The sequence below is a fragment of the Agaribacillus sp. DX54 genome (assembly GCF_056858335.1).
The window spans coordinates 22,457-42,124 of sequence record NZ_JBXEQE010000012.1; the positions used below are offsets into that span (position 1 = coordinate 22,457).

Annotated in this window: 15 protein-coding genes; 7 read left to right on the plus strand and 8 right to left on the minus strand. The window is 42.1% G+C overall.

Annotation, left to right across the window (positions count from 1 at the left end; genetic code table 11):
* Nucleotides 1-22: 22 nt before the first annotated feature.
* Both AC04NP_RS14250 and AC04NP_RS14255 read right to left on the minus strand, forming a co-directional pair.
* Complete coding sequence (locus tag AC04NP_RS14250; RefSeq protein WP_482860438.1) at nt 23-3,289, minus strand: translocation protein TolB; 3,267 nt, start codon at nt 3,287-3,289, stop codon at nt 23-25.
* Nucleotides 3,290-3,315: 26 nt separating this feature from the next.
* The gene (locus tag AC04NP_RS14255) at nt 3,316-4,368 is read right to left on the minus strand and encodes an NAD(P)/FAD-dependent oxidoreductase (protein ID WP_482860439.1); all 1,053 of its coding nucleotides are present in this window, start codon (nt 4,366-4,368) and stop codon (nt 3,316-3,318) included.
* A 258-nt stretch (nt 4,369-4,626) separates the two neighbouring features.
* On the opposite strand from AC04NP_RS14255, the gene AC04NP_RS14260 reads away from it, so the two are divergent.
* The 5 genes from AC04NP_RS14260 (at nt 4,627) to AC04NP_RS14280 (ending at nt 12,195) form a co-directional block, all read left to right on the plus strand.
* Complete coding sequence (locus tag AC04NP_RS14260) at nt 4,627-5,277, plus strand: MBL fold metallo-hydrolase (protein ID WP_482860440.1); 651 nt, start codon at nt 4,627-4,629, stop codon at nt 5,275-5,277.
* A 17-nt stretch (nt 5,278-5,294) separates the two neighbouring features.
* The gene (pssA, locus tag AC04NP_RS14265) at nt 5,295-6,011 is read left to right on the plus strand and encodes a CDP-diacylglycerol--serine O-phosphatidyltransferase (protein WP_482860441.1); all 717 of its coding nucleotides are present in this window, start codon (nt 5,295-5,297) and stop codon (nt 6,009-6,011) included.
* A gap of 156 nt (nt 6,012-6,167) precedes the next feature.
* Nucleotides 6,168-9,638: a type IX secretion system sortase PorU gene (porU, locus tag AC04NP_RS14270; protein ID WP_482860442.1), complete on the plus strand. Its 3,471-nt coding sequence runs from the start codon at nt 6,168-6,170 to the stop codon at nt 9,636-9,638.
* Nucleotides 9,639-9,665: 27 nt separating this feature from the next.
* On the plus strand, nt 9,666-10,889 hold the full coding sequence (gene porV / locus AC04NP_RS14275; RefSeq protein WP_482860443.1) for a type IX secretion system outer membrane channel protein PorV: 1,224 nt from the start codon (nt 9,666-9,668) through the stop codon (nt 10,887-10,889).
* Nucleotides 10,890-10,893: 4 nt separating this feature from the next.
* A complete protein-coding gene (locus AC04NP_RS14280; RefSeq protein ID WP_482860444.1) occupies nt 10,894-12,195 on the plus strand; it encodes a M16 family metallopeptidase in 1,302 nt (433 codons plus the stop codon).
* A 47-nt stretch (nt 12,196-12,242) separates the two neighbouring features.
* Here AC04NP_RS14280 and AC04NP_RS14285 read toward each other — a convergent pair whose 3' ends face one another.
* The 6 genes from AC04NP_RS14285 to AC04NP_RS14310 form a co-directional block, all read right to left on the minus strand.
* Nucleotides 12,243-12,647 (minus strand): hypothetical protein, encoded by a 405-nt coding sequence (locus AC04NP_RS14285; protein WP_482860445.1) that lies wholly within the window; start codon nt 12,645-12,647, stop codon nt 12,243-12,245.
* Between the two features lie 180 nt (nt 12,648-12,827).
* Nucleotides 12,828-13,694, minus strand: coding sequence for a glucose-1-phosphate thymidylyltransferase RfbA (gene rfbA, locus AC04NP_RS14290; RefSeq protein ID WP_482860446.1), 867 nt, complete (start codon nt 13,692-13,694; stop codon nt 12,828-12,830).
* Nucleotides 13,695-13,738: 44 nt separating this feature from the next.
* Nucleotides 13,739-14,746 carry an SDR family oxidoreductase gene (locus tag AC04NP_RS14295; RefSeq protein ID WP_482860447.1) on the minus strand — a complete coding sequence of 336 codons (1,008 nt, stop codon included), beginning with the start codon at nt 14,744-14,746 and terminating at the stop codon, nt 13,739-13,741.
* A gap of 2 nt (nt 14,747-14,748) precedes the next feature.
* Entirely contained in the window at nt 14,749-15,810 is a 1,062-nt protein-coding gene (gene rfbB / locus AC04NP_RS14300; protein WP_482860448.1) for a dTDP-glucose 4,6-dehydratase, read from the minus strand.
* A 2-nt stretch (nt 15,811-15,812) separates the two neighbouring features.
* The gene (galE, locus tag AC04NP_RS14305; protein WP_482860449.1) at nt 15,813-16,835 is read right to left on the minus strand and encodes a UDP-glucose 4-epimerase GalE; all 1,023 of its coding nucleotides are present in this window, start codon (nt 16,833-16,835) and stop codon (nt 15,813-15,815) included.
* 9 nt (nt 16,836-16,844) lie between these two features.
* Complete coding sequence (locus AC04NP_RS14310) at nt 16,845-17,789, minus strand: UDP-glucuronic acid decarboxylase family protein (RefSeq protein ID WP_482860450.1); 945 nt, start codon at nt 17,787-17,789, stop codon at nt 16,845-16,847.
* Between the two features lie 444 nt (nt 17,790-18,233).
* Between AC04NP_RS14310 and AC04NP_RS14315 the strand changes: the two genes are divergently transcribed.
* The gene (locus AC04NP_RS14315) at nt 18,234-19,373 is read left to right on the plus strand and encodes an acyl-CoA dehydrogenase family protein (protein ID WP_482860451.1); all 1,140 of its coding nucleotides are present in this window, start codon (nt 18,234-18,236) and stop codon (nt 19,371-19,373) included.
* An 89-nt stretch (nt 19,374-19,462) separates the two neighbouring features.
* Complete coding sequence (gene rpsU, locus AC04NP_RS14320; protein ID WP_482860452.1) at nt 19,463-19,657, plus strand: 30S ribosomal protein S21; 195 nt, start codon at nt 19,463-19,465, stop codon at nt 19,655-19,657.
* Nucleotides 19,658-19,668 lie beyond the last annotated feature (11 nt).

Below are 19,668 nucleotides of genomic sequence, written 5' to 3' on the forward strand. Positions count from 1 at the left end.
AAATAAAGGAAATAATCCGTCATTAAAAATCATAACCCAGGGTCACGTAAAACTTGGTGGATTTCACCTCATAGTCTTCTATAGGCCAGGCGACATCGAACTTCATGAAATAACCTAAAAATACGGTTCTTACGCCAAACCCATAACTGGATAGCCAGGGGCTGTTGAAATTGTCAATTAAGGCTTCAAATGGCGATTCCTCTGAACCGATAAACTCCCTGTTCAGACTGTTTTCATCCGGCCATAAACGGTCACCGTTCCATGAAGACCCGATATCATAGAATCCTACAAGCTGAAAGTTCCTTAAAAAATTAGAAGAGATAGGCCCATTACTCAGGTATTGCACGATGGGCAATCTTAGTTCGGCGTTAAAAAGGATGGCGTTTGATCCGTTAAATTTGTTGTAATTAAATCCCCTCAGGTTGGTAACATAGTCCACAAACAGCAGGTTGCTGTTATCTTGTTCCGATATGATAGCCAGGGGATCATTCCCTTCCTGCGAGTCAGTTCTTTTGAAAAGCCAGTTGTCCATGCCGCCGAGCAAAAACCTGGGTGAATTTGTACCAAAAAATCTGCCATAAAACAGGCGGGTAGCAAATATAAATTCTTTGTGTATTTTTTGATAGTTCCTCAGATCCAAAATTAACTTGCTGAAACTCGGTCTTACACTTTCATTAAGGCTCTGATAGTGCGTAAATGATACTTTACCCCTTGTACCTTCATACAAATTCAACCCTTTTACGGAAGAATTGTCAAAGACCAGTTCCACCGTACCACCCCCATAGCTGGCATCGGTATCGATAGGTGTCAGTTGAGTGCCCGGAATCAGTGTCCGGTCATCCAAATCAAATGACCTTGTCAGCGCATAAAATGGCTTGAAGCTCAACCTGGAAGTAACGCTCAATGGATAAGAAGCACTTAACTCCACCTTATTCAGTGTGTACCTCTGCCGGATATTACTATCTTCATCTGCCGTCATGGAAATAGTCCTTCGCTCATAACGGGCTCCCAAGTCTATTTTATGTTTTAAATACTGATATTCTGTAAAAAGATCATTATTTCTGAGATCCGTAATCGCCAGAATACCTCCGTAAAAACGATGATTCTCCAGCATATCGTTCATCCTGGCCTCCAACTGGATACCAAAGCCTCTCATTGGATCAATTACCCAGGAGGTAATCAGATTGTCAGCGCTAAACCGTGTTTCGTAGGGTAAAGGGCCCACTATCTTACTTTCTTTTTGCAGCTTACGATAGTTAGACAGGAAGGAGGTTGCGTTGTCATTGCTCTCTTGTTTTTCCTCTACCACATCTTTATCAAAAACATAATTATCAGTGTCAATGATATCTGTTTCACCACCCGTATCCACTTCCATTTCATCTATCAGGGCTTCATCGATGATTGAGTTTTCGTCAATTTCTTCTGCTGCTTCTTCCGCTTTAGTCTGCTGTTGTGCCTGTTGTTCCTGATTCAATTTAAATTTATTTAACCTGTTGGTTATAAATTTGGCCTGCAGCACCTCCTGGCGTCTGGTTTGAGGGGTAAAAATACTTTTGTTAAAGTCGAATGATTTATCCAGGTATACAAAATCCCTGCCCCTGTTTATCATAATATATGATAAAGTCCCCTGGTTAAAATCAATATCATAATCCTTAATACTATAGTTAAAATTAGATACCTGAGTGAACAAATTTTTATCTACTGTGTACCTGTAAAGATTAAAGATGCCTTTCTGGTCGCTCAGGTAGTAAATCGTATTAACGTCCTGTGGGATTGGCTTAAAATCCCTGCTCAAGGTATTGGTAGCCCGGAAAAGCACATTGCGGGTCGTATCGAGGTTATAAATGAAAAGGTTATAATTATCTCCCAAAACCTTGTAATCATTAAATTTAACATCTATGGTATCACTTACCCTGTTGGAACTGAAAACAATCGATTTCGAGTTAGGAATAAACCGGGGGCTTATGTCATCATAAATATCATTGGTTATCCTTTTCAGGCCATTGCGGTTCAGGCTGATGATAAAAATATCACTCCTGCCTTTGATATCGGCACTCAGTACCACAAGATTTCCATTGGAAGAAAAATCAAATTCCTTGATTTGATTAAACCTGCCCAACTCTTTTTTAAATTTGCTTTTGGTGTTTACATCGTACAACCAAAGGAAGCTTCTGCCCCTTTTCACATTAATGATCCCAAGGGTGTGATCATCTTTCCAGCTAAGCATAGGTATTTCATAGTCAATCTCCTGGTTAATCACCTTGTAACCTCCAACCAGTGCTGTTCTTTCTTTGCCTGAACTGTTATCCCTGACCACTACCTTATATTTTCCGTCATTATTTTTAGCATAGGCTATGTAGTTGCCCCCGGGACTCAAGCTTACTGCATTAAAGTCAAATTCTTTGCGATTTTTCTTTTGCAACTTACCTTCATCACCTGCTGACACATAGCTTTCATTAACACCTGTTGCCATATTGGCATAATATTGCTGCCAGTCAGCCAAAAATCTTTTGAAGGGAATACTTAATGTATTGGCGATACCTTTTTCTTCGTCCCTGATGATCCTCGTTAAATTCAATATGTAGGAAATGTTACTCCTTCCGTAGGTCTCGGCGATGTAGTTCCAGATGGACTGACCAACCAGGCCGCCTTCTTTCGTACTGAACCTGGACAGTTTTTTAAACTTTCTGGTTCCAAATAAATCCCTTACGTGATCATCCATTTCCACGCTCCAGCCTTTGGCAACATACAGTGCCGCTCCATCTAAAAACCACTCTGGCAGTGATAACAATAAACCGCTTTGAAACATGTCGGTAATACTGCCCCCAAACATCATGTCATTAATCAACATTTCGGAAATGCGGTAGAGCAGTTCTTCCTTAAAAGCACTAACGGTACCCGGATAAGCGATTTCCACCTGGGATTTTACAAAATTGGTTTGCCCCCCTATGGTAAAAATGTTTTCATTGACACCGACATTGCTTTGTTGTAAGTCGCTGACTGAATTGTAAAGAAATATTTTGGTTTTCGAATAAGGCTGATAGCCAAGTACATCTGTCAACCTGTCAAACTCTCTTTCGAGAAAAGAAGCGGCCATTTTGGCGAGATTGTTACCTCCTTCGTAGAAATATACATCAAAGTTATCTGAACTATAGTATCGCCATTCAAAGTTCTTGTACTGTATTCTGTTCTTCCCAAAAGTGCCTATGGCTTCCTGTGCTGATGATTCATTTATTGTAAAAGTGGTAACAAGTAATAAAATTGAAATCGTAAAAACCCGCAAACTCATACTCTGAAAACAATTTGTTTTTAATTCTAATATAACGAAAAATACCGATTAATATTCACTTCTTCCGGCAACTCTTTGTCATTTGAAAGAAAATTGCAAAATTTTGCTGAGAAGTATGGCATCAGGGATACCCCTTTGGTGCCAAACCCATTAAATATCATTAACTTGTTAAACTCAGGATGAGCACCGATAAGAGGTCTGCGATCAAGCGTGGCCGGTCTGATACCCGCAACCTGATCGATAACTTTATAATACTTTTTGAAAAAAACATGCAGTTTTTTCCTGAGTTCGATACCTGCTTTTTCAGTCACTTCCCAAGTCATATCCTTCCAGTCATAAGTAGATCCTACCTTGCAATGACCATTTTCGAGCGGCAAAATGAACAAACCTCTATTGAGAATAACAGGTACAGGTTCCTCAGGTTCAATTATTAACAGCTCCCCCTTAACCCTGCGAAAAGGAAGCCACGAAAAAAAACGGTCAACATTTGACAATGGTCCTTCACAGAATATTACTCGCCGGGCCTCAATATGCCTGTATCTCACCAAATGCGTATCAAAAACCAGCTTTTCTCCTTCAAAGGTCTCCTCACTTATGATCTGTTGCTGTTTCAAATAAGTCCGGTATTCACGTAGCAAGGTAGCAATATCAACGTAACCACAATAATTTAGTTCCAATCCACCATAAGCGTCTTCAACAAAATCACCATAAACACTGTTCCGGTGGATTTTTCTAATAAATTTTTTAATTCCCGGGTCGGCACTTTTCCCCATCCACTCATTTTGTTCTGCCATGTTTACAAAAGGCCTGTAGATGGGTTTTTGATAGAAAAACCTGCACCCCAAAAATGTCTCCAATTCCCTGTAAAAATCTACCAGCTCTGAAAAAAGCTCATCGGCCAACCAGGTTTTTACCATTCTGTTGCCTGTTATAGGGTTAAAAAGCCCCGCGGCCACAACAGAAGAAGATTCCATTTGAGGCTGATCTATTACCAGCACCTTTTTTTCCTGTTTCAGCAACCGGTAGGATAAAACCGTCCCCGCCAACCCCTGTCCTACAATGAGATAATCCGCTTTCATCTTACCTGAGCATTTAAAGCCTTCATACAAATTACAACCAACACCCTCTGTGTCCCTTTGTGTCTTGGTGCCTTTTTGGTTCAAAAAAATCACCACGGAGGCACCAAGACACAAAGGGATACGAAGTCGATAGCCAATCTGAAAAAAAATTATCGGGCATAAAAAATATTAGTTATTCATATTAAACATCAATTATTGGTATATTTCAACATTATTGTTTCACTTTGCTGAAAATTCCAAAATAACGATCTCAAGGTTATGATCAAAATTCAATCCTTTGTCTTCGGCCCGTTTATGGAAAACACTTACATTCTCAGTGATGAAACCGGAGAAAGCGTCATTATTGATCCGGGCTGTTATGATCGCGGAGAAAAAGATACCATTACCGGCTATGTCAGCACCAATAACCTGAAAGTAGTGAAGCTGTTAAATACACATTGCCATATAGACCATGTATTGGGAAATGATTTTATCAAAGAAAAGTACCAAGTCACGCTGGCGTCGCATGAAAAGGAGGCACCATTGCTGAAGGCTGTAAAAACCTATGCGCCAAACTATGGCTTCCCCAATTACAGTGAAGCAGAGATTGATGAATTTATCGATGAAAATGACACTGTCAAATTCGGCCAGACACAACTGGAAATTCTTTTTGTGCCGGGACATTCCCCGGGGCATATCGCTTTTTATAACCGGGAACAAAAATTCTGCATAGGTGGCGATGTACTCTTTCAGGGAAGTATCGGAAGAACCGATTTGCCAGGCGGGGATTTCAATACATTAATACAAAGTATCCACCAAAAGCTTTTTTCGCTGGATAATGACGTCACCGTTTATTGTGGCCACGGCCCCAGCACGACGATAGGAGAGGAAAAAAAATCAAATCCGTTTTGTGCCATCCACATGGCTTAACGCCGGCCTTTGTTATTTTGTCAGTAAAAAAACATATTCCTAACCTATTTACCTGCCTCAATCTGCTTTCGGGTAGTATCGGCATAATCCTGGTCTTAAAAAACAATGATTTGAGAAGTGGTGCCTATCTCATCTGGCTGGCCGGTTTATTCGATTTTCTGGATGGTTTTGTCGCCAGGGCCTTAAAAGTTAACTCTAAAATTGGCAAGGAACTGGACTCATTGGCTGACATGGTAACGTTCGGTCTTCTGCCGGCGATTATGGTTTTTGATATGATCCAGGCATCTTCAGACCACCCCATCCTACCCTACACGGCTTTGATAATCACTGTATTCTCCGCACTCAGACTGGCCAAATTTAATATTGACACCAGGCAAAGTGAACATTTCATAGGACTCCCAACGCCAGCCAACGCCCTGCTCATCAGCTCATTACCTTTCATCATTTACCAGCAAAATTTCTGGCTTACCGAAGTGCTGCCCCTGTCAGGCTTGTTGGTGATGATCACCGTCGTCTTTTCATTACTCCTGGTGTCTGAGATTAAACTGATGGCTTTGAAGTTCAAAGGGTTTCAGTGGGAAGTCAACAAGATGAAGTATATCTTTATCCTGATGGCTTTGGTTTCCCTCTCCGTTTTTAAGATAAAAGCCGTTCCGTTGGTAATAACGTTGTACATACTGCTTTCGATAATTAACAATTTTTTAATTTCCAATACCCGCAAAAACCCGAATTAATGATAAATTAGTATTTTGGTACTATTTTAACATAAAATCCGGCGGTTCCGCAACGTAAGATTTAAGCTTACTTTGAATTTGAATTATTAATTAAATAAGGAACATTTAAATATAAATAGGGGTTTTACGTTCGTTGGTAAGAGTCTTAGATATAATATGTACCACCATTTTATTGAAAAGCCTGGGAAACAGGCAAGGGTATTTACCTGCATGCTGCTCTACCTGCTTGCCGGTACTTCCTCGTATGGGCAGATCGACACCCCCAGGAGATCCTCCGGCGAATTCAATTCAGTACTATCGGAGGGCAATTGGTACAAATTCGGTATTACCGTAAGTGGCATTTATCAGATGAATGCCGGTTTATTGTCAGAGGCCGGTGTAGATATTAACAATATTGACCCGAAAAAGATTAAAATATTTGGAAATGGCGGAGGCATGCTACCCCAGGCCAACAGCCAGGCCCGACTACAGGATCTAACAGAAAATGCCATTTTTGTGAACGGCGAAAATGACGGAAAATTTGACAATAACGATTTTATACTGTTTTATGGTCAGGGGCCGGATGATTACGGATACGACCGACCCGGACAAAAGTTTACTTATCGAAAAAACCTCTATTCAGACACCACTTATTACTTTCTTACCATTGGCTCAACCAATGGGCAACGAGTTGCTAATCAGGACAACCTCGGTACCGGTTTCCCTGTGATAAGCGATTACGACTATTACGTGGCCTTTGAAGAAGATAAGTTTAACTTAATATCTTCAGGCCGTAAATGGTTCGGCGAAGGTTTCAAAGCAAGCGCAAAAGATTTCGTTTTTGATATGCAAGGTATCGTGCAAAACACCACCGCCGTTCTGGAAGTCAGCACATTAAGTTTTAATTCCTATGACAACAATTCTACCTTTGATGTGTCAGTAGACGGAAGCCTGCTGGGGAAGCAAAACTTTTCTGCGGTTACCAGCTATATTTATGGCCTCAGGGGTGATGAACAACTCGATAGCTTTGAATTCAACACGACTATTTTAAGCTCCGATAGCAAAGTCGGTGTGAACCTTCGCTTTAACCCCAGCGCTAATCTTGAATCTACCGGTTACCTGGATTACCTGTTTTTGACAGTCAAAAGAAGGCTTTCCCTGGTTGAGGACCAGGTACCATTCAGATCCACCGGCAGTCTTGCCCAGCCTGCCAGTACATTTGAAATGAATAACTTTTCAGGTGAGGCACGAATATGGGACATAAGCGACCCTTTGAATCCCAAAGAGCAGTTATTTGACTTTGATTCAGGAAACGGTAAGGCTAGTTTTGGGGTAGCTACAGTGGATTTGAAAGAATTCATCGCGTTCAACGGGAATTATCTTTCCCCTTTATTTACAGGTAAGGTAAAAAACCAAAACCTGCGGGGCGATGAAGTTACGGATATGGTAATTGTTTCACACCCCGATTTTTTGAGTGAAGCCAACCGGCTTGCGAATTTCAGGCAGAATCACGATGGCCTAAGTGTAAAAGTAGTAACCACTGAAGAGATTTACAATGAGTTTTCTTCCGGGGCACAGGATGTGACAGCCATAAGAGACTACATGAAACATCTTTATGATAAAAGCACCGCTGGCAAATTCAAATATCTTTTGTTGTTTGGTGACTGCTCTTATGACTACAAGGACAGGGAAAATAATAACACTAACAAGGTACCTGTCTATGCGTCCAGGGATTCCCTGTGGCCTACACGGACCTACTCATCAGATGACTATTATGGATTTTTGGATGATGATGAGGGGGAATGGATTGAAAACAATGATGGTGACCACCTTTTGAATATTGGTATCGGCAGGCTGCCGGTCAATACAGTGGAAGAGGCCGGAATTATTGTCGATAAAATTATACATTATTCCACCGATACCGGTACCCTGGGTAACTGGAGGAATGAAATATATCTTATCGCAGATGACAGTGATGGAGATGCCTTCCGTCATTTCCTGGACGCAGAATCCTTGTCCGGGCAGGTAGAAGAGAGCTATCCTCAGTTTAACATCAACAAGCTGTACCTCGACGCCTTTCCCCAGCAAGTCACGCCCAATGGCGAAGTAGCGCCGGAGTTCAGGGAATTAATCGAACAAGCGATTGACAGGGGTACCCTCATTGTAAATTACACCGGTCATGGCAACGAGGAAAAACTGGCCGAAGAAGCCGTCATTGATCTGGACATGGTTAAAAACCTGGAAAACTATGATCAACTGCCGTTATTTGTCACTGCCACATGTGAATTTGGCCGTTATGATGACCCGGTCAGGAAATCAGGCGCTGAAGAATTGATCCTGAATCCGGAGGGAGGGGCCATTGCTTTATTGACCACCACACGCCCGGTTTTTGCGAATAGCAATCTGACGCTGAACATCGCATTTTATAATACTGTATTTAAAAGGTACAATGGCCAATATCTTCGATTGGGGGATATTGTACAGGAGACAAAAAATAATAGCCTGGAGGGTTTCAAAAACAGAAACTTTTCATTGCTTGGGGACCCTTCAATGAGGCTCAGCTATCCTGAAAAAAACATTCATATTAATGAAATTAACGGCTTCCCGGTTGCAACTAAAATAGACACACTTACGGCGTTGAGTAAAGTGACAGTCACAGGGGAAGTTATTGATGAAAATACGAATTTAATCACCGACTACCATGGCGTTCTCGAGGCGACGATTTTTGACAAAAAGACTACCCGGGAAACACTTCCGTCCGAAGGAAGAACCTATCGCTTTGAAAGTCAGGAAAATATAATCTATAAAGGTAAAGTCAGTATCGAAGAAGGCAAGTTCCGGTTGGAATTCATTGTGCCAAAAAACATATCTTATGTCTCTGATAATGGAAAAATAAGTATGTATGCCCGCAGCCAAGAGGGACTAAAAGATGCCAATGGCGCCAATGTAGATGTGGTTATAGGGGGAAGCAGTAAAAATGTACCGATAGACAATAATCCGCCATCAATTAAGTTATATATGGAAGATACCAATTTTGTATCCGGCGAATATACCAATAGCAACACACTTTTACTGGCGCATTTGACGGATCAAAGTGGTATCAATATTTCAAACGGCGGCCTGGGTCAAAACATCACCGCTGTTCTGGATGGAGAAAAAACCTTTAATTTGAACGATTTTTACGAGACGGATATAGATAGTTACCAAAGTGGGTGGGTAGCTTTTCCTTTGAATGATATCGAAGCGGGTGAACATGTCATTGAATTGAAGGCCTGGGACACATTCAACAATTCGGCAGAGGCATCCATTCGCTTTAAAGTAAAAGAAAACAATGAAATAATTTTCACCAGCCTGTATAACTATCCTAACCCATTTGACCAAAATACAACTTTTCATATTGAACATAACCGGGCCGGAGATGATCTTTATGTGATCATTGAAATCTTCAGCATGAAAGGGGAATTGGTCAGAAGAATCGACTACACCTACGAAAACAGCCCACGAACGATTAACGATATTGCATGGAACGGAAGAGGGTTTGACGGTAAAATTTTGGAGAATGGTATGTATATTTACAAAGTTTACCTCTCATCCAAAGAAGATGGAGCAAAAAACCAGCAATATCAAAAGTTAGTAATTATTAATTAATTATATTTGTTTGTTAATTGAAATTTTATGATAAAGTTAAAATTCTTGGCAGTAAGCTGTTTCGTGCTTTTTCTTTTAAATAAATCGTATGCACAAACAGGTACGGGCGTGGTAGCAGGGCAGGACACCTCGAGGCGTGTAATTACCACCGCAGTTCCGTTTCTACTCATTTCACCTGACGCTAGGGCCAGTGCCATGGGTGATGTAGGAGCGGCAACCAGTGCCGATGGCTTTTCCAGCCATTGGAATCCAGCCAAATTAGCATTTATTAACAAGGAAATGGGCTTTACGCTGTCTTATACACCCTGGCTGAGTAATATAGTCAGTGATATGTCTATTTCTTATTTGACCGGCTTTAAAAGAATTTCCAAAACCCAGGTAGTAGGATTGGCACTCAGGTACTTTGATTTAGGTGATATTCCTTTGCGCGATGAATTGGGAGGCTCCACCGGACAGTTTAATCCCCGGGAATTTGAGTTTAACGGAACCTATTCCCAGGCTTTGAGCGAAAACCTGAGTATCGGGGCCAATGCAAAATTTATTTTATCCAACCTATCAGGAAATATAGCTGTCGCCAATAACGACACAAAACCCGGGACCGCTGTTGCGGTAGACCTCGGTGTTTACTGGACCAAGGACCTTATGGTAGGAGGAAGTGATTCTAAACTCGCCCTCGCCGGGATTATTTCCAACATAGGAAACAAAATGACTTATAACAGCTCCAGGAACCGGGATTTCCTGCCTGCTAATCTTAGGTTGGGCAGTTCTTTAACGATGAATCTGGACCCCTACAACACCATCACATTTGCCCTCGATCTCAATAAACTAATGGTTCCCACCCCGCCAATCTATGAACTGGATGAGAACGGAAGACCTGTAATTGTAAATGGACAACCTGTCATCCGGGAAGGAGAGGATCCTAACAGGCCTTATCTCGGGGCCACCTTTGGCTCATTCGGAGATGCACCGGACGGATTTAGCGAGGAACTGAGAGAAGTCATTATTAATTTTGGTGTGGAGTATTGGTACAATAAAGTTTTTGCTGCAAGACTGGGCTATTTCTATGAAAACCCTGAAAAGGGTGACAGAAAATATTTTTCTATGGGACTGGGTTTCAGGTACCAGAAATTTGGCCTGGATGCCGCTTACCTTGTGCCACAAACAAGAAACCATCCACTGGCGGAGACATTGAGGTTCAGCCTTTCCTTTAACTTCGAAGCCGCCGATGACGAATCTGTAACCGAGGATTAGATATTTGATTACCCCGGATAGAACTAAAGCGCCTGATTTTAAGCACTTTCAGGAATTCGACATCAAGGAGGCACACACCCTGACGTTGAATAATTCATTGGTACTGCATTGTATTAATGCAGGAGACCAACCGGTGGCACGGCTGGAATTGATCTTTGACGCAGGCGTGTGGCATGAAAAACAGGCCGGCCAGGCTTATTTCACCGGCCAAATGCTAAAAGAAGGCACTACAGGCAAAGACAGCCAGGCCATTTCATTATTTTTTGATCAATACGGTGCATTTCTCGAAATCACCCCCGGAGTTGACCAATTAACGATTACCGTCTATGCTTTGACTAAACACTTCCCGGTGCTCATACCCTTTCTAAGGGAAATGGTATTTGATTCGGTATTTCCGGAAAAAGAATTAGATACCCTGAAGAACATCAAAATACAAAACATCAAAGTCCGGAATGAAAAAAACAATGTACTCGCATCAAAGATTTTCAGGGCTGCCTTATTTGGTGAAAATCATCCTTATGGAACATATCTTACCGAAGAATTAATCCACGCTGCAGGCCGGGAAGATTTGCTTACCTTCCACAAAACCCATGTGCTCAAAGGGTTCCAAATAATCTTGAGCGGGCAGGTACAAGACAAGGAAGTCAGGCTCATTGAGGAAAACTTCGGTGATATTTCCATGGTCGATGCCACCAAAAACGATATACAGCACCCGGTTTCCAGTGAAGTAAAACAAAAAACTGTTAAGAAAAAAGATAGCCTGCAATCTTCAATAAGGTTGGGTAAAACATTATTTTCCAAAAACCATCCCGATTACGCCAGGTTTTCAGTAGTTCTGGAAATACTTGGCGGGTATTTCGGATCGAGGCTAATGAAAAATATCAGGGAAGAAAAAGGTTATACTTACGGAATTCATGCTGCCATGGCCAATTTCATACATGCAGGCTACATGATCATCGGCACCGATGTGAAAAAGTCTTTTACCCAGGCCACTATTGAAGAGATTCATAAGGAAATCAACATCCTGCAAAATGTCGCTGTGCCTAACGAAGAGCTGGAAACAGTGAAAAACTATATGCTTGGCAGCTTTCAGGCGAGCATTACGACGCCGTTTTCGCTGGCAGACAAATTCAAAGCAATACATTTTTACGGGCTCGATTACCAGTTTTATCAAAATTATCTGACTTCTGTAAAAAATATCGGCCAGGAAGATATTCTAACGCTTGCCCAAAAATATTTACAGGTAGACTCCTTTACACAAGTGGTCGTAGGAGGGGAACAAAACCATCCCTCGACCCATTCATAGTCAGTTTTGAAGCCATGCTGTGGCTCCGGACTAAGAAAGGTTGCGAACTAGAAACTTAACCCCAAAATAGAAAGTACAGTTAGGATTACCTTTTGAAAATTTTCATCTGAAGAGAGGGAATTCCTAAACGGGGAAATATCCCTGTTTTTCCCGGCAATCCCTTCTCTGCCTTGATTTTCATCAGGTTTTCCGGACCGGTGAAATGGGCCGTGATAAGCTATTGCTTCCGAAATATGCTCAGTAGTTACATACTGTGCCCCGTCTTTTAACATGTCCAGCAAAAACTCGCTGACGTTAAATTCAAAATCCTGAAATTGTTTTTGACCGTTGGGTAAGGAGTGATAATAATGTTGTGCCTTTTTCAGATAAGAAGAAAGCATTTCATAATCACTTTTTTCAAGATGGAAAATGATGTTGCTTACAGTTAACCTTATGTGTTCTCTTCTTATCATGAAACTACTTTTCTTTTTTTTATAATAGATGCACAAACCATCCGAAAAGTTGCACTTAGCAGGGTATTTATTTTTTTGACAATCTAAATATAGGTTACTGTAAAAACTAACCACAGACATTTACGACGAATGGTGATAATTGAAGGATGAATCGGCATATAACCTGATAAACCATGCCCTTTATAAATACTTAGGCAAATTCAACAGGTATTTTCCATAACCACTTTTGATAAGAGGCTCTGCAATTTTCTTTAGTTGTTGCTCGTCTATATAACCCATTCTGAATGCTGTCTCTTCGATACATCCGATCTTCTGGCCTTGCCTTTCCTCAATAACCTGAACAAAGGTGCCTGCCTGCATAAGGGAGGCAAAAGTGCCCGTATCGAGCCAGGCCGTGCCGCGGCTTAACACCCCCACTTTTAACCGGCCTTCTTCCAGATAGCATTTATTCACATCAGTAATCTCCAACTCACCCCGGGGGCTTGGTTTAAGGTTTTTAGCCATATCGACTACCTGGTTATCATAAAAATATAAACCTGGAACCGCATAATTAGACTTGGCCAACTGTGGTTTTTCTTCTATGGATATCACATTTCCGCTGGCGTCAAATTCGACCACCCCATACCTTTCAGGATCATTAACGTGATAGGCAAAAACCACCCCACCGTCCGGGTCGCTGTTGCTTCTTAGCAGCGTCTCGAGACCATCGCCATAAAATATATTATCGCCAAGGATTAACGCCACTTTGTCCTTACCGATAAATTCCTGGCCAATCACAAAAGCCTGCGCCAGCCCCTCGGGCCTTGGTTGCACCGCATATTGAAAGTTACAGCCTAACTTCGATCCGTCACTCAACAATTGATTAAATAACGGCATGTCCTGAGGAGTGGATATAATCAATATGTCGCGGATACCAGCCATCATTAAAACCGAAAGCGGATAATAGATCATAGGTTTGTCATAAACCGGCATGAGTTGTTTACTTATTACCAGTGTGAGCGGGTGCAAACGGGTACCGGATCCTCCGGCTAAAATTATTCCCTTCATGATATAAATACGATTAGTTTATTTGATTAACCAGGACATGGATATTAATTCCGCCTGGTAATAAATGTCTTATTTTTTCTGAACCATTCCAATGTAATTTCGAGGCCTTCCCGGATATCTATGCCCGGATTGTATTCAAAATCCTGTCTCGCTTTACTAATATCCGCGAGGCTGTCCCTGACATCCCCTGCCCGCTCTGGCTTATGAACAGGATCGAAGTCTACACCCACTTTCGTTTTAAGCACTTCCAGTAACTGGTTTAGCGATGTTTTTTCGCCATAAGCTACGTTGTAAACCTTCTCCTCGCTTTTAAAGCCCAGCGACAAGGCCGCTTTGATATTAGCTTCCACCACATTTTCTACAAAGGTAAAATCCCGGGTCTGCTCGCCATCACCATTGATGCTGGGGGGGCGGTTTTCTAAAACCGCATCAATAAACAACGGTATTACAGCCGCATAAGCGCCTTTGGGATCCTGACGGGGGCCAAATACATTGAAATACCTCAGGCCGACACATTCCAAACCATAGGTTTTCTCGAAAATTTCGGCATAAAGCTCATTCACGTATTTTGTGAGGGCATAAGGGGAAAGTGGTTTTCCTATGGTACCTTCTACTTTCGGTAACTGCTTGCTGTCTCCATAAGTAGAGGAGGAGGCCGCATATACAAACCTTTTAACCTTATTGTCCCTGGCAGCCACCAGCATGTTTAAAAAACCGTCGATATTCACCGAATTAGTAGTAACAGGATCTTTGAGGCTTCGGGGCACCGATCCTAGCGCAGCCTGATGTAAAACAAAATCACAATCACGACAGGCTTCCCGGCAGTCATCCGAATTTCTGATATCCCCTTCTATAAACTCCAGAGAAGGATGACTGATAAAAGGTTCAATGTTTTTGTAAAAGCCATTGGAAAGATTATCCAACACCTTTACCCTGCCGGTGTTGAATTTCAGCAAATACTCTACAATATTGGAACCGATAAATCCCGCCCCTCCTGTTACCAATATGGTGAGTGTGTTTAATGGTCGGTTGTGAAATGGTTTTTCAAACATTACTAGTTTCCGTATTGTTCCTGATAATACTTTTGATAGCTTCCGGAAGTCACATGCTCCAGCCATTCTGTATTGGCCAGATACCAGTCCACTGTTTTACTCAATCCTTCTTCAAACTGCAACGAGGGCTTCCAGTTTAATTCTTTCATCATTTTGGCGGCATCAATGGCATATCTTAGGTCGTGGCCGGCCCGGTCGGTAACATAGGTGATTAATTGCTCAGAGCTTCCGGGATCCCTGCCCAGTTTTTCATCCATTACCCTGCAGAGAAGTTTAACGAGGTCAAGGTTCTTCCATTCATTAAAACCTCCGATATTGTAGGTTTCTCCAATCCGACCCTCGTTAAATATCAGGTCAATAGCCCTGGCATGATCTATCACATAAAGCCAGTCCCGGACGTTCTCACCTTTTCCATAAACCGGCAAAGGCTGGTTATTTTTAATGTTATTGATAAAAAGTGGTATCAGCTTCTCGGGAAACTGGTTAGGGCCATAATTGTTTGAACAGTTGGAAACTATGACGGGCAACCCATACGTATTGCGGTAGGCCCTTACGAAATGATCGGAGCTGGCCTTAGAAGCCGAATAGGGTGATTGCGGATCGTAGGCCGTAGTTTCTAAAAAAAAACCTCCTTCATCTAAAGACCCGTATACTTCATCGGTCGAAATATGGTAAAACAAATGATCCCCGATGTTATGCTGCCAAAGATCCTTAGCAGCGTTCAGCAAATTAACCGTCCCTAAAACATTGGTATTGATAAATGCCAGGGGATCTTTGATCGACCTGTCTACATGCGACTCGGCCGCCAGGTGCACAACCGCATCAAACTTTTCGGTGGTAAACAAATCATGGATAAACGCCTGGTCAGTGATATCTCCTTTGATAAAACGATAGTTTGGCTTGTTTTCAAGGTCCCGGAGGTTTTCCAGGTTACCGGCATAGGTCAACAAGTCCAGATTGTAAATCATGCCATCCGGATACTTATTAACAAATAATCGTACAACATGCGACCCTATAAAGCCCGCACCTCCTGTAATCAATATCTTTTGATAGTTGTTTCTCATGGTTACAATGTTTTTTGCCAATTCCATGCATCTTTTAATGCCTGGGCCAAATCCAGCTCCGCCTGCCAGCCCAAAATTTCATTCGATTTATCCACGCTGGCGTAAACCTGTTCCACATCGCCGGAACGCCGTGGCCCGATTTCATAGTTAAGTTGCTCACCGGTTACTGTCTCAAAGGTTTTTATGACTTCCAACACGCTATTGCCTTTTCCCGTACCAAGATTAAAAACTTCGTACAGTTTGGCCTTCTGTGATTCCTGAATAAAACTAATGGCCTTGACATGGGCTTTTGCCAAATCCACCACATGAATGTAATCCCTGATACAGGTACCATCCGTGGTATCGTAGTCATCTCCGAATACCACCAGTTTTTCCCTTAAACCAGCGGCGGTTTGTGTGACAAAGGGCACCAGGTTGCTGGGAATCCCAAGTGGCAATTCACCAATCAGTGAAGACGGATGTGCGCCGATGGGGTTGAAATACCTCAGTGAGATGGCCTTGAACTGGCCGGCACTTTTTACAAAATCCTCAATGATTTCTTCACAGACCTGCTTGGTATTCCCATAGGGCGACTCCGCTGGCTTTTTTGGGGTATCTTCGGTGACCGGCAGCTTATCCGGCTGGCCATATACTGTACAGGAAGAAGAAAAGACAAAATTTTCTATAGCATATCTTTGCATCAACTCCAACAACACAAGTAATGATCCTATGTTATTTTTGTAGTATGCCAGGGGTTTTTCAACCGACTCACCTACCGCTTTGAAGGCGGCAAAATGAATGATCCCTGTTATACTTCCCTCCTTTTCAATCACCTCCTGCATGAAGTCCATATCATTGCAGTCGCCCTCATAAAGTGCCAGGTTTTTGCCGGTGATGGTTTCCAGCCTTTCATGCACCTTGTGGTCAGCGTTACTGAAATCATCGACAATCACGGGCTCAAAGCCGCTTTCGACCAAAGCCACTACCGTATGGGAACCGATGTAACCAGCTCCACCGGTTACGATTATTTTTTCTGCTTTTGCCATTACAGGTTGTTATCCATTTATTTTTTGTTTAAAAAACTCATAAGTGGGTTTTAATCCTTCCGCTCTCGAATACTTAGGCTCCCAATCAAGGATCTCCCTCGCCTTGGTAATGTCAGGTTTTCTTTGCTTTGGGTCGTCTGTGGGTAAAGGTTTGTAGATGACCTTCTGGCTGGTACCGGTGAGCCGGATTATTTCTTCCGCAAATTCTTTAATAGTGATCTCATCAGGATTGCCGATGTTGACAGGATCACTGTGGTCGCTCATCAGTAACCTGAAAATACCTTCTACAAGGTCATCCACATAACAGAAAGACCTGGTTTGGCTTCCATCCCCGAATACTGTCAAATCCTCTCCTCGCAGAGCTTGTCCTATAAACGCAGGAAGTACCCTGCCGTCATCCAATCTCATACGGGGGCCATAAGTATTAAATATCCTGACAATCCTGGTTTCAACATTATGAAAGGTGTGGTAGGCCATTGTAATGGACTCCAGGAATCTTTTGGCTTCGTCGTATACACCCCTCGGACCTACCGGATTGACATTGCCCCAGTATTCTTCTGTTTGAGGATGCACCAAAGGGTCGCCATATACCTCCGAGGTGGAGGCCACCAGAATTCTGGCATTTTTGGATAAAGCCAGGCCCAAAAGGTTATGCGTTCCGAGTGATCCTACCTTTAAGGTTTGAATGGGCATTTTCAGATAGTCAATGGGACTGGCAGGGGAAGCGAAGTGAAGTATGTAATGAAGGTCACCGGGAACATGAACAAATTTGGTGACATCATAATGGTAATATTCAAAATTTTTAAGTCCCATCAAATGCTCGATGTTATCCAGGGAGCCGGTCAGCAGATTGTCCATCGCAACAACATGGAAGCCTTCGCTAATGAAACGGTCGCAAAGATGAGAGCCCAAAAACCCGGCACCTCCGGTTATTAACACTTTCTTTTTTGTCATATCTGATAATAAGTATATTTAGTTACAAAGGAATCTTGGCTTAAAATCATTCAGTGGAAATTAAACTTTAATCTGGCGGTTGCTACAAGAGGTTTGATAATTATTATTTCTCTAATAAGATTTATAAAAATTTTAAGAGCCAAAAATAAATTTTTCAATCATTAAATACTAAAAAATCTAACCCTGAAATGCCAAAATTAGGCAACGAAGTAATATCTCAATCATTATTCAATATTTTCTGCGAAAATTTATCACAAATTTGTCGTTCAAAACCAAATATACTATGGCGATATGCTCAACAATCAGCAGAATACATGGCATTTATCCAATAAATAAATGAAAACTTCAGTTGAAAGAACAAAGTGCAGAAGCTTACGAATGTTAGTTGGTGAAACCCCTTCTTTTAGCTATTTTTGAACTTATCAACAACTATAAATCTAAGTGATGAATTTTGAAGAAAGCGAAAATCAAAGGATGATCGCGGAGATGATCCGTGATCTGGGGAAAAAAGAGATAGAACCCTATAAAATGCAATGGGATGAAAGTCAGGAATTCCCGGCAGCACTATTTAAAAAGCTGGGTGAGCTGGGGTTAATGGGTGTATTGGTACCCCAGGCGTATGGTGGATCTGGTTTTGGTTATCCGGAGTATGTGACTGCTATTGCCGAACTTTCTAAAATTGATGGTTCGATCGGTCTTTCCATGGCAGCCCACAATTCGCTTTGTACGGGTCACATTATGCAATTCGGCAATGAAGCCCAGAAAAAGAAATGGCTTCCTAAACTTGCCAGCGGCGAATGGCTTGGCGCATGGGGCCTTACCGAGTCTAACACAGGCTCTGACGCAGGTAATATGAAGACTATTGCCAAACAGGAGAACGGCCACTGGGTTATCAATGGATCGAAAAACTTTATAACCCACGGTATAAGTGGCGATATTGCCGTAGTGATTGCCCGTACGGGAGCGCCCGGTGACTCGCACGGTATGACTGCTTTTGTCATAGAAAAAGGCACGCCCGGTTTTAGCGGAGGGAGGAAAGAAGATAAACTGGGTATGAGGGCCTCTGAAACCGCCGAGCTAATATTCGATCAGTGTAAAATACCTGACGAGCATGTGTTGGGAGAGGTTGGGGAAGGCTTTATTCAATCTCTTAAGGTATTGGATGGCGGCAGGATTTCCATCGCAGCACTCAGCCTTGGCATCGCCTGGGGAGCTCTTGAAGCGGCCCTGAAGTATTCACAGGAACGGGAGCAATTCAATCAGCCTATCTCGAAGTTCCAGGGCATTTCATTTAAGCTCGCCGATATGGCTACAAAAGTGGAAGCCGCCAAATTGTTAACGTTTCAAGCCGCATCGCTAAAAAATGCCGGCAAGAAAGTGAGCAAAGAGTCTGCCATGGCCAAATACTATGCTTCGGAAATAGCAGTACAAAATGCCAACGATGCCGTGCAGATATTCGGGGGATATGGCTATACGAAGGATTTCCCTGCTGAAAAATACTATCGTGACGCAAAATTATGTACCATTGGGGAAGGAACCTCTGAAATTCAAAAGCTGGTAATTTCCAGGGAAATACTGCGATAGCCGATTTATTTTGGGCTTGCATTGAATAATATCAAACTATTCATTATTTTTGCAGCCCATATTTTTGGCATAAAAATATTATAACACATATGATTATCATCAACGTAAAAGAAAACGAGTCAATAGAAAAAGCCCTGAAAAGGTTTAAAAAGAAATTTGAAAGAACCGGCGTTTTAAAAGAGTTGAGGTCGAGGAATTACTTTGAAAAAAAATCTGTCAGCAGGAGAAATGAAAAGCTGAAAGCTGCCTACAGACAGAAGATGTATGCGAAAGAAAATTACTGAAAATCAATTTT